This is a genomic window from Chroococcidiopsis sp. SAG 2025, from assembly GCF_032860985.1.
Classification (GTDB): domain Bacteria; phylum Cyanobacteriota; class Cyanobacteriia; order Cyanobacteriales; family Chroococcidiopsidaceae; genus Chroococcidiopsis.
In genome coordinates, this window is sequence record NZ_JAOCNC010000001.1 from 6,231,690 (window position 1) to 6,252,834 (window position 21,145).

19 protein-coding genes are annotated in these 21,145 nt (G+C 45.2%); 7 read left to right on the plus strand and 12 right to left on the minus strand.

Annotation, left to right across the window (positions count from 1 at the left end; all coding sequences use genetic code 11):
• Nucleotides 1-126: 126 nt before the first annotated feature.
• The 5 genes from N4J56_RS30485 to pstS all read right to left on the minus strand — a co-directional run bounded on the left by N4J56_RS30485 (nt 127) and on the right by pstS (nt 4,385).
• On the minus strand, nt 127-411 hold the full coding sequence (locus tag N4J56_RS30485; RefSeq protein ID WP_317110002.1) for a hypothetical protein: 285 nt from the start codon (nt 409-411) through the stop codon (nt 127-129).
• A complete protein-coding gene (gene pstB, locus N4J56_RS30490; protein ID WP_317110003.1) occupies nt 408-1,208 on the minus strand; it encodes a phosphate ABC transporter ATP-binding protein PstB in 801 nt (266 codons plus the stop codon). Before pstB ends, N4J56_RS30485 begins: the two co-directional genes overlap by 4 nt.
• Nucleotides 1,209-1,295: 87 nt before the next feature.
• Complete coding sequence (gene pstA / locus N4J56_RS30495; protein WP_317110004.1) at nt 1,296-2,198, minus strand: phosphate ABC transporter permease PstA; 903 nt, start codon at nt 2,196-2,198, stop codon at nt 1,296-1,298.
• A gap of 93 nt (nt 2,199-2,291) precedes the next feature.
• Nucleotides 2,292-3,272 carry a phosphate ABC transporter permease subunit PstC gene (gene pstC, locus N4J56_RS30500; RefSeq protein WP_317110006.1) on the minus strand — a complete coding sequence of 327 codons (981 nt, stop codon included), beginning with the start codon at nt 3,270-3,272 and terminating at the stop codon, nt 2,292-2,294.
• A gap of 63 nt (nt 3,273-3,335) precedes the next feature.
• Nucleotides 3,336-4,385, minus strand: coding sequence for a phosphate ABC transporter substrate-binding protein PstS (gene pstS, locus N4J56_RS30505; RefSeq protein ID WP_317110008.1), 1,050 nt, complete (start codon nt 4,383-4,385; stop codon nt 3,336-3,338).
• Between the two features lie 523 nt (nt 4,386-4,908).
• On the opposite strand from pstS, the gene N4J56_RS30510 reads away from it, so the two are divergent.
• The 3 genes from N4J56_RS30510 (at nt 4,909) to N4J56_RS30520 (ending at nt 8,197) form a co-directional block, all read left to right on the plus strand.
• Complete coding sequence (locus tag N4J56_RS30510) at nt 4,909-5,223, plus strand: hypothetical protein (protein WP_317110009.1); 315 nt, start codon at nt 4,909-4,911, stop codon at nt 5,221-5,223.
• Between the two features lie 237 nt (nt 5,224-5,460).
• The gene (locus tag N4J56_RS30515) at nt 5,461-7,188 is read left to right on the plus strand and encodes a succinate dehydrogenase/fumarate reductase flavoprotein subunit (RefSeq protein ID WP_317110011.1); all 1,728 of its coding nucleotides are present in this window, start codon (nt 5,461-5,463) and stop codon (nt 7,186-7,188) included.
• A gap of 388 nt (nt 7,189-7,576) precedes the next feature.
• Nucleotides 7,577-8,197: a TMEM165/GDT1 family protein gene (locus N4J56_RS30520; RefSeq protein WP_317110013.1), complete on the plus strand. Its 621-nt coding sequence runs from the start codon at nt 7,577-7,579 to the stop codon at nt 8,195-8,197.
• Nucleotides 8,198-8,205: 8 nt separating this feature from the next.
• Here the strand turns inward: N4J56_RS30520 and N4J56_RS30525 are convergent, their stop codons facing one another.
• Both N4J56_RS30525 and N4J56_RS30530 read right to left on the minus strand, forming a co-directional pair.
• Entirely contained in the window at nt 8,206-8,769 is a 564-nt protein-coding gene (locus N4J56_RS30525; protein WP_317110015.1) for a Uma2 family endonuclease, read from the minus strand.
• An 84-nt stretch (nt 8,770-8,853) separates the two neighbouring features.
• Nucleotides 8,854-10,191, minus strand: coding sequence for a flavin monoamine oxidase family protein (locus N4J56_RS30530; protein WP_317110016.1), 1,338 nt, complete (start codon nt 10,189-10,191; stop codon nt 8,854-8,856).
• Nucleotides 10,192-10,355: 164 nt separating this feature from the next.
• Here N4J56_RS30530 and N4J56_RS30535 point away from each other — a divergent pair, with 164 nt between their 5' ends.
• Nucleotides 10,356-10,781: a universal stress protein gene (locus N4J56_RS30535; protein ID WP_317110017.1), complete on the plus strand. Its 426-nt coding sequence runs from the start codon at nt 10,356-10,358 to the stop codon at nt 10,779-10,781.
• Between the two features lie 202 nt (nt 10,782-10,983).
• On the opposite strand, the gene N4J56_RS30540 is transcribed toward N4J56_RS30535, so the two are convergent.
• Nucleotides 10,984-14,055: a zinc-dependent metalloprotease gene (locus tag N4J56_RS30540; protein ID WP_317110018.1), complete on the minus strand. Its 3,072-nt coding sequence runs from the start codon at nt 14,053-14,055 to the stop codon at nt 10,984-10,986.
• A gap of 270 nt (nt 14,056-14,325) precedes the next feature.
• Nucleotides 14,326-15,537 carry a tRNA preQ1(34) S-adenosylmethionine ribosyltransferase-isomerase QueA gene (queA, locus tag N4J56_RS30545; protein WP_317110020.1) on the minus strand — a complete coding sequence of 404 codons (1,212 nt, stop codon included), beginning with the start codon at nt 15,535-15,537 and terminating at the stop codon, nt 14,326-14,328.
• Between the two features lie 177 nt (nt 15,538-15,714).
• On the opposite strand from queA, the gene N4J56_RS30550 reads away from it, so the two are divergent.
• Nucleotides 15,715-16,104: a hypothetical protein gene (locus tag N4J56_RS30550; protein ID WP_015152735.1), complete on the plus strand. Its 390-nt coding sequence runs from the start codon at nt 15,715-15,717 to the stop codon at nt 16,102-16,104.
• A gap of 61 nt (nt 16,105-16,165) precedes the next feature.
• Here the strand turns inward: N4J56_RS30550 and N4J56_RS30555 are convergent, their stop codons facing one another.
• Entirely contained in the window at nt 16,166-16,774 is a 609-nt protein-coding gene (locus N4J56_RS30555; RefSeq protein WP_317110022.1) for a YraN family protein, read from the minus strand.
• Nucleotides 16,775-16,788: 14 nt separating this feature from the next.
• Between N4J56_RS30555 and N4J56_RS30560 the strand changes: the two genes are divergently transcribed.
• Nucleotides 16,789-17,298 carry a pentapeptide repeat-containing protein gene (locus tag N4J56_RS30560; protein ID WP_317110024.1) on the plus strand — a complete coding sequence of 170 codons (510 nt, stop codon included), beginning with the start codon at nt 16,789-16,791 and terminating at the stop codon, nt 17,296-17,298.
• Nucleotides 17,299-17,365: 67 nt separating this feature from the next.
• Complete coding sequence (locus tag N4J56_RS30565; protein WP_317110025.1) at nt 17,366-18,367, plus strand: NAD(P)-dependent alcohol dehydrogenase; 1,002 nt, start codon at nt 17,366-17,368, stop codon at nt 18,365-18,367.
• A 171-nt stretch (nt 18,368-18,538) separates the two neighbouring features.
• Here N4J56_RS30565 and dnaG read toward each other — a convergent pair whose 3' ends face one another.
• Together dnaG and N4J56_RS30575 are read right to left on the minus strand one after the other, a co-directional pair.
• Complete coding sequence (dnaG, locus tag N4J56_RS30570; protein WP_317110027.1) at nt 18,539-20,467, minus strand: DNA primase; 1,929 nt, start codon at nt 20,465-20,467, stop codon at nt 18,539-18,541.
• Between the two features lie 23 nt (nt 20,468-20,490).
• The gene (locus N4J56_RS30575; protein WP_317110028.1) at nt 20,491-21,108 is read right to left on the minus strand and encodes a class I SAM-dependent methyltransferase; all 618 of its coding nucleotides are present in this window, start codon (nt 21,106-21,108) and stop codon (nt 20,491-20,493) included.
• Nucleotides 21,109-21,145 lie beyond the last annotated feature (37 nt).

Here is a 21,145-nt window from a genome sequence, read left to right on the forward strand (position 1 = left end):
TTTGCGCCTACTCCTACGAGAAGCCGCTTCGCGTCTTTGCGTCTTTGCGTGACATTACAAATATCTTGTGAGAGCGGGTTTATAAAGCAACTCCGCTCTCAGGATATATTGTTGGTGAACCCGCCCCTACGATCGCTTAAAAAACCTACAGACTACCTCACCAGGATCGCCCGATTTAAACGCCACAACTCGATCCTTGCGAACTTTCACGCGCTCGCGGCAATTATAAACCTCTGTATCCCCTTTCACACCATCTATACTGACAACAGCCCTATATTCCCAATAATTTTTGGCGCTGCGTTGAAGACTCAGAATGCAGATCTGATGTCCACCACGAGTCCGACAAACACTAGCAGCCGCAGGAAAGGCGATCGCTAACGAAAGTAATAATATTGCAACAATAATCTTCAACCGAAACGACCTTCCACATAATCCTGAGTACGAGGATCGTTGGCATCGGAGAAGATTTTCTCCGTTTCGTCGAACTCCACCATCTGACCGATCCGGCTCTCATCCGTGCTGAAAAATGCCGTATAGTCAGAGACGCGGGCGGCTTGTTGCATATTATGAGTCACGATCGCGATCGTCAGTTCTCCCCGCAAACTGTGAATTAATTCCTCAATCTTCATCGTCGAGATCGGATCGAGGGCGGAAGCGGGTTCATCCATCAACAAAATCTTAGGTTTGACAGCTAGCGCCCTAGCAATACAGAGACGCTGCTGTTGTCCGCCCGATAAACCCAAAGCCGATTTTTTCAGATTATCTTTTACTTCATCCCACAAAGCCGCTCCTTTGAGGGCAGATTCGACAATGTCATCCAACTGCATCCGCGACGGACGAGACTGCGCTCTTACACCATAAGCCACGTTATCGTAAATACTCATGGGGAAAGGATTAGGCTTTTGGAATACCATACCAATCTCGCGGCGCAGGCGATTTAGGTTGACACGGCGATCGTAAATATCTTGACCGAAAAACTCTACCTGACCCTCAACTTTAACTTTGCCTTCCAGTTCGCTAATGCGGTTAAGGGCTTTAATAAAAGTCGATTTACCACAGCCAGAAGGACCGATAATCGCGGTAACTTGTCCTTGGTAAATATCCATTGTCACCTTATCGATCGCCTTACGAGTGCCGTAGAAAAAATTTAGGCTTTTCACTCGCAGCGCTGGAATTAAATTTGTTGCTACTGATTTTGTGTAATTCATGAGTCGGGGAGTCGGGAGTCGGGAGTCGGGAGTCAGGGGACAAGGGAGACAAGGGAGAACTTCTAGTCACTAGCCGCTAGCCACTAGTCACTGTTTTTTGCGAGTTACAATTCGCGAGATAATACTAATACATAAAACTAGTCCTACTAAAACTAAAGCCGCAGTCCATGCCATCTGGTTTTGCCCAAGGTCGGGAGAGTTAGCGTAGTTGTAAATCAGGACGGATAGCGAGGGGGTAGGATTAAACAATCCATCGGGCCAGCTAATACTAAATAAAGCAGTAAATAGTAGCGGTGCTGTTTCACCAGCTGCGCGGGCAACAGCGAGTAAAACGCCTGTAGTGATGGCGGGAATTGCGGCAGCAACGACAACGCGAAATGTTGTTTGCAGACGATTTGCACCCAAGGCGGCGGAACCCAAGCGTTGGTGATTGGGGATCAGTTTCAAAGCTTCTTCCGTCGTCAGCGCCACAATTGGCAGCATGATGACTGCAAGGGCAAAACCTCCAGCTACAGCAGAAAATTGCGTGACTTTGCTTAAGATCAACACGCCGTAAGCAAATACACCTGCAATGATTGAAGGTATACCCGTGAGAATGGTAATGATAAAGCGGATCGAATTTCCGACCGTCGTGCCTCTACCAAATTCAGATAAGAAAATCCCTGTCAGCACTCCTACTGGAATTGCGATCGCCGAGGCAATACCTACCATCATTAAAGTACCCAAGATCGCATTACCAAAACCATTGGGAACGTCCGTTACGCCTACGGGGGCAGGTATATTTGTAAACACAGCCCAGCTAAAGTTTTGACCACCCCTCAGCAGAATTTCGAGCAAGATCGATCCTAGAGGTAATATAGCTAGAGCCGTTAAGATCAGCGCGATCGCAGTCATACCGCTATTAAAAACAGCTCTATATGTAGGCAAGGGACGGCGTAATTCTGCTGCCAAAGATGGGTCGATCTTTTCTGCAATTGGGCGATCGTGCATAGATATTGAGTCTAAAAATTGATGATGGAGAAAGGCAGTCAATAGCAAACAGAATAGATTTACATCGTGGCGATCGCCATTTAATTTATTTAATCAATTGTGTCGGCTGATAAATTTTACCAGAGCAACTGAAGCAATATTTACCAGTAGTGTAACCAAAAACAAAATCAAAGCTAAATACATTAACGCACCGACGTGCAATCCATCCAATGCTTCACCAAACTCATTCGCTAGCACGGCTGGTATTGTATATCCCACATCTAACAATGAAGGGCTGATTTGTGCTGTATTTCCGATTACCATCGTCACAGCCATTGTTTCTCCTAGCGCTCGTCCCAGTGCCAAAATTGCCGCTCCAACTATGCCAGAAATACCTGCCGGTAACAGCACGCCAAAGATAGTTTCCCAACGGGTTGCACCCAAAGACATCGAACCACTGCGTAATTCTTTTGGTACGGCGAGTAAAACTTCGCGGCTAATTGCTGCCATTGTCGGCAAAATCATAATCGCGAGAATTACGCCTGCACTCGACATTCCATAGCCTGCTGGTGGAGTGCTAAACAGGGGTATCCAAGCGAAATGGTCGTAGAGCCATTGTTGAATCGGTTGCAAGAACGGAATGAGTACGAAAATGCCCCATAATCCAATGATGACGCTAGGAATAGCGGCAATCAACTCTACCATGAAAGCAATGGGCGATCGCACTGAAGCAGGTAAAATATCTTCGCTCGTAATTAAAGCTACTGCTAATCCCACGGGAACCGCTATTAACATCGCGAGTGCTGAACTGACTAGAGTACCAAAAATGAATGGCAGTGCCCCAAATTTGAGATCTGCTACATTCCATTCTTGGCTCCACAAAAAACTCAGCCCAAATTGTCGAATAGCTGGCAGGGCATTTTCAAAAATAATAAAGCTAATCCAAAATAGCAGGGCTACCATAGCAATTGCTAGCCCGTATACCAGCCAGGTAAACCCTTGGTCGAACCACGCAAATTTTCCTGAAGATGCAGCTAAATTTATCTCTGATTTAAGAGGAAACTGCCGATTGTTTTCTACATGTGGTTCTGACATACATCATTTATTTGAAATCGAATATGTAGAGACGTTACATATCACGTCTCTACATGCAATCATCTACTTCACTTCGCTTTTCACAGTCTGTACGACTTGGCTAGCAACCTTAGAAGGAATGCGCGTGTAGTTGAGTTGACCGTTAATTGCCTGACCATCGGTCATCATCCACTCTACCATCCGTTTGACGGCATCAGCTTTACCTGGCTGTTGGTAGTTTTTGTAGACCATAATCCAGGTCAGACCGACAATAGGATATCCAGAGTCAGGATTGCCGAGGAGATCGTAGTTCACGCGAAAATCAGGATTGAACTTCACGCCTTCTAAAGCTTGGTCTGCCGCCTCTTGAGTTGGTGCGATAAACTCCCCTTGACTATTTTGCACTTGTGCCATCGGAATTTTATTTTCACTAGCAAAAGCAGCTTCTACATAGCCAATGCTACCAGGAGTCCGCTGCACGATTTGAGCTACACCAGGATTGCCTTTACCTTTAAGGGGGCTGCCAGCCCAAGAAGGAGCGCGATTAGGACCGATTCTACCTTTAAAGTAGGGACTCATGGCGCTGAGGGCGTTGGTGAAGATAAAGCTCGTACCGCTAGCATCAGCACGAACCGCAAGTCTAATGGGCTGATTTGGTAATTTTGCCCCAGGATTATCGGCGGCGATCGCCGGATCGTTCCAATTTTTAATTTGACCGGCAAAAATCTGTGGTAAGACTTTACGAGAAAGTCTGAGATCGTTAACGCCAGGAGCATTGTAAACCACGGCAACAGGACCACCAGCTGTGGGGACGAATACCACGCCGTTCTTCACTTTTTTCGCTTCTTCATCGGTCATGGCATTATCGCTAGCGCCAAAATCGACTGAGCCAGCAATAAACTGTCTCACGCCGCCACCGCTACCAATTCCTTGATAGTTGACTTGAAGTGGCGGGTTAGCTTTACGCAATTCGCTAGCCCAGCGCTGATACAAGGGTTCTGGGAAGGTTGCACCAGCACCATTGAGGGTAGCAGCTTGTTGAGCAATTCCCGTTAAACCCGCTCCCAAGGTCACCGTAGCTGCGACTGCTGAAGTCGCAATCACACGCTTCAGCGTAATTCCAGATAGCAGCATATTTCTCTAAGTCTCCTCATCCACTAATAGTAGTCAATCGCACAGACAATCTTAATAATCACGCACATAGTGGATGAACTCATTATCTCAAGCTTAATAGTTGGTTAATTATAGATTAAGTAAAGTTTAAGCAGCCAAGGAGTTTCAACGTTAACTATACCAATAGAACGCTAGTACAAGTAGATACGTGCAACCAAAAGCCAAGCAAATACTGAGTCGCAAATTTTACTAAATAGCGTTCGATGCTAACTGACTTCATCAAGATAGAGAGTAGAAGGAAGAAAGAAAGAAGCATCGCCCTTTATCGAGATGAAACTGCATTATGCAATTTCCCTCAGCCTATATCGAAAATACTTAACCAATTGAGCTAAAAATTTACTTCTATCTTGGGATATGAATTGCCAGAAAAACGTCTAGCAAAATGTAAATAACTGTTGCAAAGCTGTCAAAAATGTTTAAAAACTGTCCAGAAACCTATCAGAGCTTTAACCTAGAAAAATAAGAGATGTTAAAAGGAAATCTGATGAATATGAATAACATTCAAAAGTATCGCTTTGTCTGCACTCTGACCTTTGGGGATATTTACGGTCAGATTATTGTCTGGTTGATTACTATCACCGTTAGTTTAGCAGCAGCAATGGCAATGATGGGTGCAAGAAAACCAATCTACGCCTTAGCGACTGTAGGACTGATTGTATTACTTTCTTTACCTTTCCTACTGTTTGCCTTCGTCACAACCCTGCTCAATCATATCGAACTTACAGCAACAGAACCAGGCACAAAAACTGAACCTATTCCTGGCAACGTTTCGCAGCAACAACCAGCGCCAGCTAGCTAGGGATGAGGGGTGAGGGAAAGGACAAGGGGACAAGGGGGAACTCGCTCTTCCCCACGACCGTTCGGCGAAGCCGTTCCCGAAGGGTAGGGGAGGGGATTAGGGGCAAAGGGGACAAGGAAGCAACTCCAATCCAAAATATAAAATAATTTTCTCACCCTCACTCCTCGCTCCTCCTCCTCACCCCTTGTTAAGCCACTATAGAGCTAGAGAACACTTTTTTAGCAAACAATTGTATAAATGCTAGAACACGATGTCATTATTGTTGGCGGCGGACTGGCTGGCTGTCGTGCCGCCGTAGAAATTGCCCGCCTCGATCCGAGTTTGAATGTGGCTGTAGTGGCGAAAACTCACCCGATCCGCTCTCATTCTGTTGCCGCTCAAGGAGGAATTGCTGCAACGCTGAAGAATGTAGACGATCGGGATAACTGGGAAGCCCACGCCTTCGATACTGTGAAAGGTTCCGACTATCTAGCCGATCAAGATGCGGTGGAGTTGCTAGCTCGCGAAGCCCCTGATGTGGTGATAGACCTAGAACATATGGGGGTGCTATTTTCTCGCTTGCCTGACGGTCGCATTGCCCAAAGAGCCTTCGGCGGACATTCTCACAATCGTACCTGCTATGCCGCAGATAAGACCGGACACGCTATTTTGCACGAACTCGTCAATAATTTACGACGATACGGCGTACAGGTTTATGAAGAATGGTACGTGATGCGTCTGATTTTGGAGGACGGTCAAGCTAAGGGCGTGGTGATGTACCGCATTCTCGACGGACACATCGAAGTCGTACGCGCCAAAGCGGTGATGTTTGCTACAGGCGGTTACGGTCGAGTCTACAACACGACTTCTAACGATTATGCTTCGACAGGCGACGGATTGGCGATGGCGGCGATCGCAGGTTTGCCTTTAGAAGATATGGAATTCGTTCAATTTCACCCCACGGGATTGTATCCAGTAGGCGTATTGATCTCGGAAGCCGTGCGGGGGGAAGGAGCGTATTTAATTAATGCCGAGGGAGAGCGTTTTATGGCAACCTACGCCCCCTCAAGGATGGAATTAGCGCCACGAGATATCACATCTAGAGCGATCGCCTATGAAATTCGTGCCGGACGCGGCGTTTATCCCGATGGTCGAGCAGGCGGTCCCTGCGTGTATCTCGATCTGCGGCACATGGGCAAAGAAAAAATTATGAGCCGCGTCCCTTTTTGCTGGGAAGAAGCCCATCGACTCGTAGGAGTTGATGCCGTCCATCAACCGATGCCCGTGCGTCCTACAGTCCACTATTCTATGGGTGGGATACCAGTGAATACAGACGGACAGGTGCGCCGTAGCGCCGAACAGTTAGTGGAGGGATTTTTTGCTGCTGGGGAGTGTGCTTGCGTTTCCGTTCACGGTGCTAATCGTTTGGGGAGTAACTCTTTGTTGGAGTGCGTAGTCTACGGACGGCGTACGGGAGCTGCGATCGCGCAATACGTCCAAAATCGTAAATTACCGGATATCCAAGAGCAACGCTATATTAACGAGGCAAAACAGCAGATTCAAGCCTTGTTAGAACAGCCAGGAAAGTACCGGATCGAGCAAGTTCGTACTGCTTTTCAAGATGCTATGACGCAGCACTGCGGCGTATTTCGGACGGAAAGCTTGATGCAAGAAGGCTTACAACAATTGCAACAACTGCAACTGCAATCTGCGCAAATATATCTAGATGATAAAGGCAGTTGTTGGAATACAGAAATTATTGAAGCCTTAGAATTGGGAAGTTTAATTGTCGTCGGACAACTCATTTTAAATTCAGCCCTCAACCGTCAAGAAAGCCGTGGCGCTCACTTCCGCGAAGACTTTCCGCAACGGGACGACAGTAATTTCCTCAAGCACACCCTATCGTATTATTCCCCTGCTGGTATTGACCTGCAATACAAACCCGTCGCAATTACTATGTTTGAGCCACAAGAACGGAAATACTAATGAAGCCAGAAGTCGTAAGTGAGAAGCATTTGAACTATTGACAAATGACCGATGACCAATGACAATCATCACATTTGACGACGCATCTCAGCAATGATATGTTAAGGATTAAATAAATTTGAAGGGGAGTAGCTACTGGCATCACAACCTTGCCAGATACCTGAATCAACATACTGGCTTTCTGCCTGGTTCAGGTGACAGATCGGCGATTAGCAATTAGCAATTAGCAATTAGCACTTGAACAAAAGCTAATAGCTAACAGCTAACAACTATTTGTCAGTGAGACCTTCACTAAGTTCACAGAGGAAGATTGTGAGCTTGGTGAGGTCGATCGCAACTCGTCAAGCTCGCAAGCTCAAGTTAGTCAGCTACAAAGGAGCTTGAGAGAGTGCTAGCAGCCTTCATTGCCAGTTTTTTACTGATTGCGGTTTCAGAATTAGGGGATAAGACTTTTTTCATCGCTGCAATTTTGGCGATGCGTCATTCGCGACGGCTGGTCTTTGCTGGTGCGGTGTCCGCTTTGGCAGCAATGACAATACTTTCTGTTTTAGTGGGACAAGTCGCGGCTTTGTTGCCTAAAACATACATTCAATATGCAGAAATTGCCTTGTTTCTTGGTTTTGGTTTGAAGCTACTTTACGAAGCAAGTAAAATGCCAGCGAGTTCTTGCGATACAGAAATTATTCAAGAAGCAAAAACTGCGATTGAGAAAGCAGAATTTAATTTACCTAAAACTCAAAATGTCGGAGCAATTATTGCTGAGGCTTTTACGCTAACTTTTTTATCAGAATGGGGCGATCGCACTCAAATTGCAACTATTGCTTTAGCAACTCGATATCCAGTTGTAGGCGTGACTATTGGAGCAATTTTAGGTCATGCTTTATGTGCGGCGCTTGCAGTTGTTTGCGGACGCATGTTAGCCGGACGCATTTCCGAACGTAAGTTAACTATTGCTGGGGGAATTCTGTTTATTATCTTTGGTGGAATGGCAGCAGTTGAAGCAGCATGACTTTAATCTTACTCCATTAGCCATCTGAACAATGTTCCTACAGTTAGCTTTAGTTTGCTGGCAAAAGATGGGGCAAGTAATTGTTGTTCTGGTTCGTCAAATACTTCTGGTTGTCGATTAGGAAGATAAACAAATACTGTTTGTTCTTCTGGATCGATTAACCAAGCCATTTGAGTTCCATATTGCAGACAATATAAAATATTTTTAGTAACTTTTGTTTGGCTTTGGTCGGGTGAGAAAATTTCAATCGTCCAATCAGGTACAATTGAGAAAACATTGGCAACTCCGCCATTTTCCTTGCGTGGAATTCTCTCCCAAACAAATACAGATACATCTGGTACAGTTGAACGTCCGCCAAAAGTACAGCGAAGCTCTGTAAAAGTTCGCGCAATATGCTGAGGTCTTAGAATTGCATTAACTATTGCTGGCAGCTCTGTCTGAATGGCACTATGCTCTCCTTGAGGCATTGGTTTTTGAATAATTTCACCATTAATATACTCGCTGGCAGGTTTCCTTTCTGGTAATTTTAGAAACTCTTCTAGTGTTAGAGATTTAGGTGATATTTGTACCATAAGTCGTTGCCTTTAAGTAAGCAATTGATACCGATCGTACTTTTATCCTACTTGTTGGTTTAGAATTCAGTTAGCAAATAAATCTTAAATCAATTGTTCGAGAATCTGCCTTGCAGCGTGTTGACCCGATCGCACTGCTCCATCCATATAATTGATCCAACGGGTAGAACGCTCTGTTCCTGCCCAATAAATTCTACCTACAGGTTCGTTTAGTGCTGCTCCTGCTCGTGTCAATAAACCAGGTGGTAAAGCTGCTACACAACCACTTGTCCATGACTGTTGAGTATAATCAATTTCAAAATATTCTTCTGGTGTAGCGGCTGCAATACCAAACATATCTGTAACAGTTTGAATTGCAAATTTTTGCCGTTCTACCTCACTTAAATTAGAATATTTTGGATCGAAAAAACCAATTAATAAACCATAGCTACCATCAATCGGAGAAACGTCAAAAACCTCTGCTTCGGTATCCATACTGTAGTAATGTCCGCTGGCTGCTTTTCCCCACCACAACGGACGCGGATAGAGACAGAAGAATTTGATCCAGCTCATCTGCTGCCACCCTGATATTAATTGCTGATGAATGGCTGGTAAAGGCGGATCGAAGTGAATGTTTCCCGCATCTTTAGGCATCATTGCCACGATCGCGTAGTCTGCTTGTATGACTCCCCTTTCTGTCACCAAACATACCCGATCGCCATGCGAAATCTCTCGTACTCTTGTATTCAACCACACGCGATCGCCTAAACGCTCGGCAATTTTTAACGTCAGGCTGTGGGAACCACCGACGAGACGATAATCTTCGGCTGTTTCGCGTAAGTCAAAAAATCCTGCATTTGCCATGAAATAAAGAACGAACAGCATTGAAACTTGATGCGGATCGCCTGCGATCCCTTGCCGAATACTACCCGCCATCCAAGCTCTTGCTTCGATTGTCTCCGTATTGCGATCGATCCACTCTCCCGCAGAGATAGCATCCAAGCTTGCGGCGTTAGGTGTGTTCCAAGGTGTGTCTAGCGGTACAGTCTGGCTGAGTTGCTCGAATTTTGCCATCACCTGAGCAAAATCTTTTTGAGCTGGCGTGGCGCTTTCACCAGGGTTCTCTACGTGCGTCGTCCAGATTCCCTGGTAGCCGTAAATTGTGGCTCCATCAACTTTACCTTGTTTGGTGGCAACTCTTAACTGTCGTGCCAAATCGAGAACAGCCGTTTGCGTGCGTCCTACCCAAGTCCCACCCATTTCTAGATACCCAATTTTAGGATGAGACTGGTTAAACGTGCGTCCGCCAACGCGATTGTTTGCTTCCAAAACAACGAGTGAATCGATCCTTGCTCGGTATAGTTCCCAGGCTGCACTCATACCGGAGAGTCCGCCGCCGATAATAGCGATAGATACTTGAATGTCTGGGCGATCGCCTATCATATTTCTACATCTTTCGATTGAAATTCTGCCTCAGACTCTACCACTCTTGGTAGATTTTTGCGGTATCGAACCTGTTTTATACGTCGATCTGTGTGATTCTTGCATAGGATCGAAACTGAATCTACTGTATCGTCAGTAACAGGATAGTTAATTTGGGGGCGATCGTGAGTTTCAAGAAAATTTTTGTTGCCGTTGATGGCTCAGCTCAAGCATCTGTGGTATTCGAGCAAGCTGTAGAATTAGCTACAAAAGATCTAGCAAATTTGATGGTATTTCACGGCGTTGAGTTGGGAGCAAGAATGACTTATCCATCTCAGATTGAAGCTAAAACTGAGGAAGGACAAGATGTTTTGCAAGGTTATCGCGAGAAAACGAAGGATTTGGGAATTTCAGTTGAATTTAATTGTCGAGTGGGGAATCCAGGTTCGACAATTTGCGATGCAGCAAAAGAGTGGGGAGCAGATTTAATTGTTTTGGGACGTAGGGGATATAAAGGGATTACTGAAGTTTTATTAGGTAGCGTCAGCAATCATGTTGTTCGTAATGCTCATTGTTCGGTGTTGATAATTCAAGGAGATCTTGGTAGTTAAATATATTTAAAAATCAATCTTTGGCAATTGAGTGAAAGATCTAATTGAGTGTCACGCAAAGACGCATACGCGCAGCGGCTTCTCGTAAGAGTAGGCGCAAAGTTTAAGAGCGCCAAGATTTTTTTGAGTGCGATCGCAACTCTAGCCATCAAAGCTATAATAAACCTTTTGCTTCTCACTCCTCACTCCTCACTCCTCGCCCCTATCTCGATTCCACCCTCGCATCCAAAGTTTTGGTAATGCGATCGCGGGTTTCTGCTAAATGTGCTTTAGTATATTCATCTAATGTGCCAGAACGAGCAACTGCTCGATCCAATTTCTCGCGCAACCGCCGCAAATTGTACCATGCAAGCGTCCGCGCATCTTCGGGTACGTTAGATTTGCGTAACATCATATCTGTCATAATTTTCAGGTGTTCCCGTTGGACGGCTCGCCGCAAACTAGAAATATTTGTTGGTGTTTTGTCTGGATTTAAGACCTCCATCCAGATATCATTTTGTAAGGTGGTAAATAATTCTGGTAGAGTGAGGGCTTGTTTTGGCTGACTCTTGAGTTCGATGTCGCGTAAGCGGGAAAGGCGATCGCCCGATAGTAAATCTCGTAATACTAAACTTTGTAGCGCGTAAATACTATCGTGGATTGGGTAATCGAGGCGGTTCATCACGGCTTGTTCTCCCCAATGCATCCAGCGAGAGGGTGCGAGTTTATTCAAGAGTTCTGGCGGAAAATTAAATGCATCTGGGGCAAATACGTATTTCTCCAGCACTGCTAAAGCCTGTCGCTGTTTTGCTACAGGTACGGGGACAAATGGTAATCTGCCGTTATCGGCGCTAGCATGGTCGCGGTAAAATGACTGTCCGCCAATATATTTAGTGGCGTAGTAGGTATGACGCAGGTAGTGTAAGAAAATGCGATCGAACAGTTCGCTTAAATTGCTGTAACTCTCACCTGAAGTTGGATAGCGCCGATTCAATTTTTTCCACATTGCCCGCGCTATATCTAATTGTCCTTGGGAATAGCCCAAAACATCGCTACTGTAGTCCCAAGCATTGACATCGGGGTCGAGATCGAACCGATCCTCATCCGTAGCATAAGCTAAATCTGGACGCGAGGAGCGATCGCCGATTTCGTCTAAAAATCGTCTTTCTGCCAAAGGATGAACTGCTGTTGTAGGCGTATAGCCGTATTCAATCGCCCACTCATCGTAAGAACCGACACTATCGGGGAAAAAGTCACCCTGTTCGCGGTCGGGTGGAGCCAAATTCGGGGGAAGATAGTCCATAACCGAGGTAGTTAGACCGCGATCGCGAGTTATTTTGGTAGCATTTAACTCATTTGGTGGAAGTTGGGTACTACCGCGAAAATTGTGCCGCAAACCGAGTGTATGCCCGACTTCGTGAGCGATAATCAGCCGCAAATATTGATGAATGTATTGCTGCATTTTGTCGCTGTTAGGCGTGGTATTTTGAAACAGCGTGAGTGCCAAAGAACCAAAATCAAATTGGCTAGCAGCTTCCATACCGTAACAGAGGTCGTATTCAATTGCGAGTTTTGAAAGATGGGAGTCGGGAGTCGGGAGTCGGGAGTCGGGAAATGCAGAATTATCTATTTCTTCTCCTTGTCCCCCTTGTCCTCCTTGTCCTCCTTGTCCCCCGAAGCCTTGTCCAAAACCGGAGTTACACACGCTGCGATCGTTTATCATCTGGGATAATACTGATGTCGGTTGCGCTCGGCTATCTTGAACCATGCGCCGATATTCTTGCTTGAGGACGCGCACGAAACTAGCATCTACTAAGATATCTGCATCTAAGATTTCCCCAGTTAAGGGGTTAACCCGCGAAGGACCAAGGGCGAAAAAGCCATCAACTGTGTTAATCCAGCGAATTACGTTGTAACGCACGTCCGCAGGGTCCCATTTAGCATCATCGGGCATTTGTCGCACTTCGATCGCATTGATAAATCCTGCTTTTTCAAAGGCTTTGTTCCACATTAATACCCCTTCTGTAACTGCATCCCGATATTCCAGTGGAACGGCATTTTCAATCCAAAATACAATTGGTTTTTTCGGTGGTGATAGTTTGGCGTTAGGATTTTGCTTTTCTAAATGCCAGCGGTTAATGTAGCGAACAAACGGTTCTTTACGGTCTTCAATCGCAAAATCTTGATAGGCAGTGATAAAATAACCGATGCGATCGTCAGCTAAGCGAGGCTTGTAGGTAGAATTAGCCGATAATTCAGATAAACTGTAGCGAATGCGTAAAGTTAGAGCGCGGCTGTCTGGCAACGTCATCAAATTCGGCGTAGCACTACTCTTAGCACCCCCATAGGAAAAACCGTAAACTGACTCAATTTCCATGTTGAGGGGAAAAGCTTTAGCTGAGCCAAAATAAGATTTATTTTCATCTAATTGATACGTAGTTCCTAACTGAGTAGAGAGCGATGCTGCTAAGCCTGGTAAATCTTTTAATAAGAGATCGCCGAGATCGATTAAAATAGTTTTACGTTGAGGATGAATGCTTTTAATTGGAATTGAGTAGAGAACGGAATCGCTAAACGATCGCATCAGAGATCGCGTTTGCGGCGAACCAGGAGTGACGCGAAAATTAACGTTACGCACGACGAAATGAATATTATTGTTGACTCGCCGAAAATAAAACAAAAAATCCTGTAAAGGCATTCCGCTATAAATACCTCGCTCTCCAATTCCTGCCTCCATCGTCATCGTACTGAGGAAGTTTTTATTGAATTGCTGCGGGTGAATTTCTAAATAAATTTTGCCTGTATCCTTCTGCCGATAAAGTGTAAATAATCCTTTAATAGCACTACTATTTTTTATTACTTCATTAAATGGTTTTAATTCTGACGGTTTAGCATTTGCTGTTGTCAGTTTGTTAGACTCTTGAGCCAATAGCAACGTTGACTGCCGAGTATCTTGCTGCTGATTACTAGCAAGCCAAATATAAGATTGTAACTCCGGCTGCTGGCTGTTATTTTTAACTACCCATACTTTAGATTCTGGTAGCGATATTGGGGGAGTCGGGAGTCGGGAAGCGGGTGGAGGCGGAGGTGTCCTCCGCATCGGAACCGCGTAGTCGGGAGTAGTGTGTGGTAACTGCTCCCTGCTCCCAGCTCGTCCCTGCTCCCTTTCTTCTGACAACTGATAACTGTTAACTGATAACTGATTAGACGCTGACGCAGGAAGCCGCGCACCAACAAAAAAGATTGTAAATAACACGCTGTGCAAGAGAAAAACGCGAGCAGACAGACTTTTCATTTCTCATATCCCTAGCAACGATGCCTAGTTATTGCTAATTCAAGCAGCTGAATCGGTTAAAGCTGATTCCCAAGCAATCAGTTACGACATGCATCCGATTGCTTGCTAAAACGATTTACAGCCACCCACTGTTATATAGAGTTCCCAGAAATACCCTTCAATGCGCGGCTCTATCTATTTTTGTAGCGAAACTGGCAAGAAAACTAGGCAGTTATTTATACAATTCAACACATCAGAAGGATTCTAGTAGGGGGGCACAGGTGTGCCCCCCTACAACTCCTTACCTTGAGGCAAAATCAGCATGGCATCACCAAAGGAATAGAAACGATACTGTTGGGCGATCGCCTCCTGATACAATGCTAGTAATCTTTCTCTGCCAATTGCCGCACTGACGAGCATCATTAAACTAGAACGCGGCAGGTGGAAATTAGTAATTAACCCGTCTACTACCCGCCATTGATAACCAGGGTAAATAAACAAATTTGTCTTACCGCAAAATGGCTGTAGTTCTCCCGATGCAGCAGCACCCTCTAAAGCCCTTACCGTTGTCGTTCCGACAGCAATAATTCTGCCTCCTCGCGATCGCGTAGCGCGAATTCGTTCTACAGTAGCAGCTGGAACTTCAATCCACTCTCCATGCATTTGATGCGTCTTTACGTCTTCCACTTCTACCGGACGAAACGTTCCTACGCCAACGTGTAGAGTCACAAATGCTTGCTCTATACCATTTTCTTGCAAGCGTTTGAGTAATTCCGGTGTAAAGTGCAGCCCTGCTGTTGGTGCTGCTGCCGCTCCTGGCTTTTCAGCGTAAACTGTTTGATATTGCTCTGATTCTGCCTGAGAATCGGTAATATAGGGTGGCAAAGGGACGTGACCGAATCTATCTAATAATTGAATGACAGATACACCTTCTGGAAGGTCAAACTGTAACACCCGTCCGCCTGTCTCTTCGTCTGTTTCTAGTACTGTAGCAGTGAGGGAGCGGGCGGCAGGGAGCAGGGAGCAGGGAATATAGGAGTTTTGACTTTTAGCTTTTGACTTTTGACTTTTGACTTCCCGCTCAAAAAATACAATCTTCGCCCCAGGTGCTAAACGTCTCCCTGGTTTAACTAAAGCTAACCATACATTCGGCTGGCGTTCCTCTAACAGTAAAACTTCCACCGCCGCACCGCTAGGTTTTTGTCCGTAAAGACGGGCGGGAATCACCCGCGTATCGTTCATAACTAGCAAGTCACCAGGAGTAAGTAGTTCTGGTAAGTTGCGAAAAATTTGATGGGCGTGACTATCGAGATTTACTACTAACAGGCGAGAACTATCTCTGGGAGAAACTGGATTTTGAGCGATCCGTTCTGCTGGTAATTCGTAATCATAACTCGATAAAGAGTAGTCCAATTCAGATCTAGCAGAAGATGTCAAGTCAAAATTAGGTGTTTTTACGGAATTCAATGCAGACAGTGCATCTTTAAATTGATTGATGTGCATTTTTTGTGAGAGTGACGTTCGGTATTCTAACGGATTTTAAGTAAGATTTTGAGTTGATGCGATCGCATGGGTATTTGGGTGAATCTACCCAGGTGGAGTGGGTGTTTGACGCTAGTATCGTCGCGGTCAATTCGCAAAAATATAAATGTAGGAATAGCTTGTTTCCCCAGCAAGGATATGGAATACCTTTACTATCTTGCCAACGCCAGCCTCACATTGAGGATCGTTGAACATTTGCATGGCAGACCCCAGATGCCCTTGAGTTTCATTACCGTAATTCATCAAATTGATGGCTGGGTTGTGAAGGTGAAAATGAAATCTCCTCTCAACTCTCAACAAGATGGTGATTTCCGCGCTTTTTTAAATGAATTGGGAATTCCTTACGAAGCACCGATCCGCGTCAGAATGGCGTTATGGAGTTTGGAAGCCGGACAATCTCCGGTAGACGTGATGCGCCGCTATCAAGTCGCAATTGTCTCTCACGGCAACCCAGAACGGGAAGAAATAGAAACATTTCGGCAACAATTTGTCAAGGGATTGGGTTATTGTCCCGAAACTTTGGCTTAAATCGGCAGCAACAAAATTGCAGGCTGAAATTGAAGCCTGAAATTGAGATAGGGCGATCGCATCAATCAAAAGCAAAAGCAGCGGATAAGTATTCTTGTAGCACGAGTTGATAACCACCGACTATGACTGCTTGTCCCAACTGCACTGACAAAGACGATAAGTCAGGGGAAATGTCAAGTGTAGGCGATGTCTGTCTCAATCGAGCCAACGATAATTTACGATGTTGGACTAGCGCCACATCAAAGCGGCATTGGTAAGTAGCTAAATTTGGAGAGACACTTAAAAAGTACTCCGCAGCTTGCCAAAGCCGTATTTGTTTTTGCGGTGTAATCGCCAACAAACCACCTGCATCCCAGTTATTTTGCTTGCGGGTTTTGACTTCGATGAATGCGAGGAGCGAGGAGCGAGGAGTGAGGGGCGAGGGAGGAGTGGCTGGTGGCTGGTGGCTAGTGGTTAGAATTTCTCCCTTGTCTCCCTTGTCCCCCTTGTCCCCCTTGTCCCCCTTGTCTCCCTCACGTACATCCAACTGCGCCACCAGATCCAACTCTCCCCAAGGGCAGCGCCAACGACGATGCAGGATTTCCCAACCGGAAGATTGCAGCCACCGAGCGACTAGATCTTCTCCAAGTACGCCAATGTCGGGATAATGAAAGGCAGGATGGTTTGCCATGAGCTGAAAAGATTATGAATTCTGGGTTGGTAAATAGAATTGGGAAACTTATATTCGCTGTAGTGCTGTGGGGTGCGATCGCATCTTCAGTACTTTTTGCTATTGTTCCCCCTGCTGTAGCGCTGGATTACAACAAAGAAAGTTTGATTGAGACAGATTTCTCTGGGCGCGACTTGACGGACTCTAGCTTCAGCCACGCCAATTTGCGTAGTAGCAACTTCAGTCACTCTAATTTAGAAGGAGTTAGCTTGTTTGCTGCTAATTTAGATTCGGCTAATTTTGAGGGAGCGAATTTGGCAAGCGCCACTCTAGACTCGGCACGATTAACGAGAGCCAATTTAAAAGATGCTATTTTAGAAGGCGCATTCGCGGCAAATGCCAAATTTGACGGTGCTGTAATTGATGGAGCCGATTTCACAGATGTTTTGATGCGCCGCGACGTGCAAGATAAATTGTGTCAAGTTGCTCAAGGTGTTAATCCAACTACAGGACGCGCCACCCGCGATACTTTATTCTGTCCGTAAGCGATCGCAATCTTTATCGCAATCTTTTACGATGAAGCTTGTCGTGTCATTTCACGAGGACTGATAGATGATTCGTGCCTACGCAGCTTTAGAAAAAGGTGGAGAACTCAAGCCTTTCGAGTACGATCCAAAACCACTCGGTAGTGAAGATGTAGAGATCGACGTAGAATACTGCGGGATTTGCCATAGCGACTTGAGTATGCTTCATAATGACTGGGGCATAACGCAATACCCCTTTGTCCCAGGACACGAAGTTGTAGGTAAGATCGCAGATGTTGGCAGTGCCGTCAAAAAACTCCAAGTCGGGCAGCGTGTCGGCTTGGGATGGTATTCGCGATCGTGCATGACTTGCGAGTGGTGTATGTCTGGCAATCACAACCTTTGTGCCACCGCAGAAGGTACAATTGTCGGTCGCTACGGTGGCTTTGCTGACAAGGTACGCGCCCATGAAGCTTGGGTTGCTCCTTTACCCGATGCCATGCAGCCAGTATCAGCGGGACCCTTATTTTGTGGCGGAATTACGGTTTTTAACCCGATCGTCCAATTTGATGTTAAGCCTACTGATCGCGTTGGAGTCATTGGTATTGGCGGCTTGGGACATATGGCATTGAGATTTCTTCATGCTTGGGGCTGCGATGTCAGCGCCTTTTCCAGCAGCGCCGATAAGGAAGCGGAAGCAAGGGAAATGGGTGCTAACCACTTCATCAACTCCCGCGATTCAAATGCACTTAAATCGGTGGAAGGTTCTTTTGACTTGATTCTTTCTACTGTGAACGTCGATCTAGACTGGAGTACATACATTGCTTGTTTGCGTCCTAAAGGACGATTGCATTTTGTGGGTGTGGTTCCTAACCCTATTTCTACGGAAATTTTTCCCTTAATTATGGCTCAGCGATCGATCTCTGGCAGTCCCTTGGGTAGTCCGGCTACTGTCACCCAAATGCTCGACTTTGCCACCCGCCATCAGATCGAACCCATAATTGAAACCTTCAGTTTTGACCAAGTCAATGAGGCGTTGGAACACCTACGTAGTGGCAAGGCACGGTATCGAATCGTGTTGAAGCATTAAGCAAAGTCAAAAATCAAAAGTCGAAAGTCAAAAATTGACTGTAGGGGCGGATTTTCACCAACAATCTTTAACTTTAAATGAAGATACTGATAAACCCGCCCTTGCGAGAATTCAAATTATTGCAACAATGTATTCCAATGATTCCAACAATTCAATATTAGACAGCAGTGGTTAGATCAAATCTGCCAGCGTAAACTGCCGCTGTTTGTCCAATTCCAACAGCCGTTGCTGGGCTTGCCGCAATGACTCAAAATATGACTGAGATTGTTCTGGTGCAGTTGCTTCGTCGGTTTGTTCCCACAATTGGAGAAATTGACGGTAGCGTTTTTCGCACTGCACCCGTTCCATGCAAGCTGTAGCGGCTTGAATCACCTGGGCAAATCGCGATAGTTCGATTTGCGTCTTTTCGTCTAGGTGAAATAAACGGGCGATCGCTTTTGTCTCACCTTCATACTCCATACACTGCACTTGGAGCCGCGAAATTAAATCTGATGATTGGGGAGACGTTACACGTAACGTCTCTACATTTGCCAAAATCTGCTGCCAGAGAAAAGTGTGGTGGGGTAGATCGAATTGTAAATCTCTTTCTTGTAGGGCTTCCGTGACGATCTGACGGTATTCTGGATGGTGTAGGTAAATTCGCAACAAAATTGCCTCTGCCTGTTCCAGTAAAGCGCGATCGCCTGCTACAGGTAAGTTAGAATTACTAGCTTGCTGCTGTTTTCTCGGTGGTGCTGGTTTGCGATAATTATTCGGCGCAACTCGATCTAATAAATTTTCAATCCACAACGGTACGAGTCTGGCATCACCTAAACTTAAAATTTCGGCACAGCGATGGATATAGTGCTGGCGTTGGTTGCTGTCACCAATTTGTTGTAACAACTTCACCATACTTACCGTAACTTGTTGCGCTTCTGGTGCTTGCTTTAAATCTCGATTAGCGACTAGCTGTTGGATCTGCCAATCTAACCATAACGGGGCATTATGTAAAAGTTCGCGGTAATGTTCTGGGCTATGAGTGTGGAGATATTCATCTGCATCTTTGCCATCAGGTAAGTTGAGAATTCGTAAATTGACTTCGCCTTGATAGGCAAGATTGGCGATCGCTCCTATTGCTCTTTCTGTGGCTTGCGTTCCTGCCGCATCGGCATCAAAATTAAGAATAAGTTGTTTTGATTCGCTATAACGCAAACAAGCTCGGACTTGTTCGATACTCAAAGCCGTTCCCAACGAGGCGACAGAGTGAGTAATTCCGGCAGCGTGAAGGGCGATCGCATCGAAATATCCTTCTACTACTACCACCCGATCTTGTTTGGCAATCTCGTTTTTGGCTTTGTCTAAACAAAATAAAGTTCTACCCTTATTAAAAATATCCGTCTCAGGAGAATTAAGATATTTCGGTTGTTCGTCACCTAAACTTCTACCCCCAAATCCGATAAATCGTCCTTGTGGATCGCAAATTGGAATAATAATGCGATCGCGAAAATAATCGTAATATCCATCTTTTGACTGACGCTGTCGAATTAATCCTGCTTGTTCTACGATTTGTACGGGATATCGTTTTTGTTCCACTAAATAACGATAAAGAGTTTCCCATCCCGCAGGCGCGTATCCTAACTTAAATTGCTGAATTGTTTCTGAGTTAAACTGTCGTTTTTGTTGCAAATAATCTAAAGCTAACTGCCCTTGATGTTGCTGCAAAGCATGATGATAAAATTGCGTAGCAACAGCCATCACCTCATATAATTGCTCTCGCAGCGATATCTGACGCTGTAATTCTTGTCTCTGTTCTGGTTCTAAAGTTTGAACGGGTACGGAATAGCGCCGTGCTAAATCCAGTACTACCTCGCTGAAAGAAGTCTTACCCAATTCCATCAAAAATGTAATTGCATTTCCCCCAGCCCCACAACCGAAGCAATAATACATTTGCTTACCAGGGCTGACACTGAAACTAGGGGTTTTCTCATCATGAAACGGGCATAAACCGACAAAATCTTTCCCCCGCTTGCGCAGAACAACGTGTTCCGAGACAATATCAACAACATCAGCTCTTTGTTTTACTTGTTCGACTGTATCGGGATGCAGGCGAGGAATTTGCATATCGGTCAGTTATCAGTACTTATTTAAATAGCTTTAGTAGCAACACCTTGATATAAATAACCAACAAACTTGGGTGTTTTTTCCGCGTAAAACTCTTTGACAGTTACCAGATCGAATTGTTTTTCTACTAGTTGTCTAATATTACGATTAAAGTGACAGCCATCGGCAATAACTTTTTGGATTGGAGTCAAGCGGTTTTGCCAGACTTGAACTTGAGGTTCATGACTCAGTCCGTGTTCTACAAAAAAGAATTTGCCTCCAGGCTTTAATACCCGATAGATTTCTTGCAGTGCTTGTTCGACTTTGGCGATACTACACAACGTCCAAGTACTGACAACGCTATCAAACGTATTATCTGCCATTGGCAAGTTTTCACCATTTAATACGCGATTGTCTACGGTAATATGAGATTTTTGGATGCGCTTTTGAGCAAGATTATGAACGCCAGGATTGGCATCAATTGCTACTAATTTATAAATGTTTTCTGGATAGTAAGAGAGATTTAAACCCGTACCAAAACCAATTTCTAAAACTTCTCCCGTCACATTTGCTAAAACTTCTTGCCGATACTGGGCTATAGTCGGATCGGACAACGACCAGTCAAGCAGGTAAGGTAGGATTCTTTGTGAATAAAATCCCATTGATTCCTTCTATACAAACTGATAACATCTTTAGTTC